The sequence below is a fragment of the Sphingopyxis sp. sgz302558 genome (assembly GCF_057220455.1).
This window is the reverse complement of record NZ_JBXPUZ010000026.1, coordinates 1-1,248: the sequence shown is the minus strand read 5'-3', so window position 1 is coordinate 1,248 and position 1,248 is coordinate 1. Positions and strand designations below refer to the sequence as shown.

The 1,248-nt window shown below is 63.5% G+C and carries 3 protein-coding genes; all 3 read right to left on the bottom strand.

Translation table 11 applies throughout. From position 1 onward, the window contains the following. The coding region (locus AC2TC0_RS16165; RefSeq protein WP_484718477.1) for a DUF5681 domain-containing protein at nucleotides 1-186 on the bottom strand (186 nt) is incomplete at its 3' end. Continuing rightward, a complete protein-coding gene (locus tag AC2TC0_RS16160; protein ID WP_484718476.1) occupies nucleotides 179-634 on the bottom strand; it encodes a DNA-methyltransferase in 456 nt (151 codons plus the stop codon). The genes AC2TC0_RS16165 and AC2TC0_RS16160, both read right to left, overlap by 8 nt. Further along, the gene (locus AC2TC0_RS16155) at nucleotides 606-1,025 is read right to left on the bottom strand and encodes a DNA methyltransferase (protein WP_484718478.1); all 420 of its coding nucleotides are present in this window, start codon (nucleotides 1,023-1,025) and stop codon (nucleotides 606-608) included. Before AC2TC0_RS16155 ends, AC2TC0_RS16160 begins: the two co-directional genes overlap by 29 nt. Nucleotides 1,026-1,248 lie beyond the last annotated feature (223 nt).

Here is a 1,248-nt window from a genome sequence, read left to right as displayed (position 1 = left end):
TTGCTGGCGTCGCCCGGTCAAGGCTTTGCCATTGACCTTGATGGTCTGCGGAGCATCGAGCGCCGCCGCCAGATCGGTCTTGAGGCCCTTCTGCCCCTTGACGCGGCCTTTTGGGTTGCCCGATACGCCGGGCGCCCACCGGCTGTGCTTGGGCGGCTTGCCATAGCCCACTTCATAATCAGCCATGACGCACCCCCTCCCCGGCGAGCAAGGCCGCTTCAAGTTCGAGGAACCGCGCCCCATCGGCGCGCACCGCGTCGAGCCCCGAGGCGGCCATCAACCGGCGCAGCGAGGTGTCGCAATAGAGCGGATCGAGCTCGATCGCCGCGCCGCGGCGCCCCGTCTTGTGCGCCGCGATCAGCGTGGTCCCCGACCCGCTGAACGGATCGAGGATAAGATCGCCGCGGTGCGAGCAGTCGAGGATGGCATCGGCGACCAGCGCGGTCGGCTTGACCGTGGGATGCGCTTCTAAATCGCTGTCGCGCCCCTTGCGGAATACATTGGCGCCGGCATAGTCCCACACATTGGTGCGATAGCGCCCGGTGTCGCCCAGCCCGAAGTTGTTGACGTTCTTGGCGGTGCCCGACTTGAACACGAACAGCAGTTCATGCTGCGAGCGATAGAAGGTCCCCATANCGATAGCGCCCGGTGTCGCCCAGCCCGAAGTTGTTGACGTTCTTGGCGGTGCCCGACTTGAACACGAACAGCAGTTCATGCTGCGAGCGATAGAAGGTCCCCATACCCGCATTGGATTTTTTCCAGACGATGAGCTGTTTGAACTTGGGATAGACGCCGTCGGCCGCATCGAGCAGCTCGCGCATATGTTTCCAGTCCATACAATGATAATGGATCGCCCCATCCGCCGCGAAACGCACGCAGTTGCGGAACACCGCGCGCAGGAAAGCGGTGAATTCGGGCGGGGTCAGTTCGCCTGAGGCCTCTGCGAACTCGCGGTGGCGATGCTTGCCGAGCCCCGACACATGGCCGTCGACGGCGACGTTATATGGGGGATCCGCGAAGACCATCGCCGCCACCTCGCCGCCGAGCAGGATCTCGTAGCTCTCCACTGCGCGCGCGTTGCCGCAATAAAGCCGGTGCTGGCCGATATTCCACAGATCGCCAAGTTGGCTGACACTCGGCGCGTCGGGATCGGGCAACTCAACCGCTTCGGCCTGCTTCGGCTTTGCGGCATCATCGAGCGAGAAGTCGAGGTCCGCCGTCGTGAACCCCGTGATCTCGAGATCATAG